We start from the raw sequence: 2550 nt of genomic DNA, 5'->3' as shown, positions 1-2550 counted from the left end.
GTCTTTGCCATATCTCGAAATGCTTTACAAATTCAACTATGCCAAGCATTCATACTATGACTTGATTGTTACACGCAACGTAGAGCCAAAGGCGAAAGCGGAACTAGGAGGAGGAGGAGGAGTTGCGACGACGACCGACCGACGTTGTGAAGCTGTAGCATTGGCGACTAAGGACGAAGCTATCATTTTCGGTCGTGGCGAGGGCACGCAGCACGTGAAAATGAAGCGAGGACGCAAAAAAGCCCACTGGAGAATCCCACCTGCTACCCGTGTTCGGGTTCGGCAACGAATCCGAAGATGGGACGGATATTTATATAATATTGACCTATTCCCGTATGTTGAGCATAGGCTATTAGCTTTTATTGGTTAGCCTGTTTCTTGAGAAACGCGTAAGCGTGCATTCTGAAAATTCTACTGCAACACGTAAGAGTTAGAGCAGGCGGAGTGCCTGCGAACTGACGCAATAAAAACTCTTAACTTTCCTTTCCCTGATTACAAAGCTCCCCTTAGCACCTAAGTGGGAGCTTTTAGCAATCCCGCAGGGTTGCGCCACAAAGAATAATGATATATAAATAACTCACCAGTTAAGCTACTTTAATTTTTTTACATATACAGGGTATATCATTATGACTGAGCCAACTAATTTAGATTTGTTTGTTGCTGAACTTAAAAAAACAGGTCGTTCTAGCTATCACGGTGCATATTTTCAAGTTCCTTTCCGTATCCAATTGCATCTTCATGCGAAAGTTGAATCTCTTGCAAAACACTTAAACAGCTCTCGAAATAAAGTCTTGAATGATCTTTTGGCTATTGCTCTTGATCAGGTTTATTTATCTTTAAATCTCGATGAAGACACTTTGCATGACATTCAGGTTGAGGAGGGGCGGATTCTTCAGGATTTATTGAAGGATCGCCAGTCAATCAATTCTGGAGATATGGCGGATGACTAATTTTGAGGTTACGGCTAACAAGCCTATGGCTTCACTTGATGAAGCTGCTTCATATTTTAAAAAAGTGTTGCAGGAGCATTTAGATAAAAAACGTGACATCACGTTATTTGCTATTGCTGTTGTTGAGGGTCGATTAAAAGTGATTGAGGGTTTTCCAAGATGATTAAGTTAGAGGGAACAGTATTAAACGTCTTTACTCAACAAGGCGGAACAAACAAGAAAGGCGAAGCCTTTGAAGATCGTGACAAGGTGCAAATTTTGGGAGCTATGGAGCTTCCAAACGGTGATGTAAAAAATGAGCTTTTTACATTATCAGTCGAAAATCATCGTGATTTTATCGACTTCTTAAATCAAAAAATTTCTATTGCTGTTGGAGCAATGGCAAGCGGACGTAATGTGATTTTTTATGTCGCAAAAGGCGCACAGCCTGAATTAGCAAAAACCGTGTGAAACACGAAAAAAAACAGTGAGTTAGGCTTGCCTACTCGCTGTTTTTTCTTTCTCTTGATACTATTGATTAAAGTGGGGACAAAAATTGACTAAAAAAGGCAATAAAAAAGCCCATAATTCGGCTGCTTTGGCGGGCGTTGAATTACAGGCTTTGGAATCTTCTTGCGAAGATCAACATTCGGATAGAATAACACGTTTTGCGACTTTAAAACATAGGGCTAAAAACCAAGAAAACTATCTTTTTACACTAGCCAAGTTTAAAGAGAACTATGTTAAAGACGTTAAAAACGATGAATCTATTGCGGCTCTTAAATCTGCCCAAAAATTGAATGAGTGCGGAAACTATCTGCTATTCAAAAATTTCTATACTTTGGGTGAAATCAAACTAACAAAAATCCAAACATGCGGGCAGCATTTGCTTTGCCCTTTCTGCGCTGCTATTCGTGCCTCCCGTGCTGTTACTCGATACGTTCAACGTATTGATGAAGTATTAACGCAAAATCGCAAGCTCAAGCCCGTTCTAATCACGCTCACAGTAAAAAACGGTTCTGACCTACGGGAACGTGCCGACCATCTTCTAAACGCCTTTAGGAAGCTCCTAGAGCGTCGTAGAGACTTCATCAAGAAGGGTCGAGGGTACAACGAGTTTTGTAAGGTTCAGGGCGCTATGTACTCATACGAAAACACGTATAACGAAAAAACAGGTGAATGGCATCCCCATATTCACATGTTTGCACTGGTGGATAGCTGGATTGATCAGCAAGAGTTTGCGGAATATTGGCAAAGCCTCACTGGTGATTCTTATATTGTAGACGTTCGCAGGGCGAAAAAAGAAAAGGGTTCAGGCTATGCGGGAGCAGCAGCAGAGGTCTGTAAGTACGCTTTAAAGTTTGGTGATCTATCGGTTGAAAAGACTTGGGAGGCTTTTAAGATTCTCAAGGGGCGTCGCTTAACTGGCTCATTTGGTCTTTTATGGGGTGTCAAAATCCCTGAAGAAGCTACGGACGAACTTCCAGACGATCAGTCTTTGCCATATCTCGAAATGCTTTACAAATTCAACTATGCCAAGCATTCATACTATGACTTGATTGTTACACGCAACGTAGAGCCAAAGGCGAAAGCGGAACTAGGAGGAGGAGGAGGAGTTGCG

The 2550-nt window shown here is 41.7% G+C and carries 4 protein-coding genes and 1 pseudogene; all 5 read left to right on the top strand.

From position 1 onward, the window contains the following. Nucleotides 1–370 (top strand): annotated as a pseudogene (locus tag FTV37_RS17745) (hypothetical protein); the annotation flags it as partial. A 256-nt stretch (nucleotides 371–626) separates the two neighbouring features. Beyond that, nucleotides 627–950, top strand: coding sequence for a hypothetical protein (locus tag FTV37_RS16955; RefSeq protein ID WP_179991768.1), 324 nt, complete (start codon nucleotides 627–629; stop codon nucleotides 948–950). After that, nucleotides 943–1113, top strand: coding sequence for a hypothetical protein (locus FTV37_RS16950; RefSeq protein WP_179995794.1), 171 nt, complete (start codon nucleotides 943–945; stop codon nucleotides 1111–1113). Before FTV37_RS16955 ends, FTV37_RS16950 begins: the two co-directional genes overlap by 8 nt. Beyond that, nucleotides 1110–1400, top strand: a complete 291-nt coding sequence (locus FTV37_RS16945; protein ID WP_179991767.1) for a hypothetical protein — start codon at nucleotides 1110–1112, stop codon at nucleotides 1398–1400. Before FTV37_RS16950 ends, FTV37_RS16945 begins: the two co-directional genes overlap by 4 nt. Before the next feature lie 85 nt (nucleotides 1401–1485). After that, nucleotides 1486–2550 (top strand): protein rep (locus FTV37_RS16940; RefSeq protein ID WP_257224371.1); only part of this gene is annotated, 1065 nt, incomplete at its 3' end.

Source organism: Acinetobacter sp. YH16042 (assembly GCF_013417245.1).
GTDB lineage: Bacteria > Pseudomonadota > Gammaproteobacteria > Pseudomonadales > Moraxellaceae > Acinetobacter > Acinetobacter amyesii.
The sequence above is the reverse complement of the archived record's forward strand: the minus strand, read 5'-3'. Positions and strand labels throughout refer to the sequence as shown.

Excerpts from the sequence above, each read along its gene's own strand:
- FTV37_RS16955 (WP_179991768.1), top strand. The coding sequence starts at position 627 with ATGACTGAGCCAACTAATTTAGATTTGTTTGTTGCTGAACTTAAAAAA.
- FTV37_RS16950 (WP_179995794.1), top strand. The coding sequence starts at position 943 with ATGACTAATTTTGAGGTTACGGCTAACAAGCCTATGGCTTCACTTGAT.
- FTV37_RS16945 (WP_179991767.1), top strand. The coding sequence starts at position 1,110 with ATGATTAAGTTAGAGGGAACAGTATTAAACGTCTTTACTCAACAAGGC.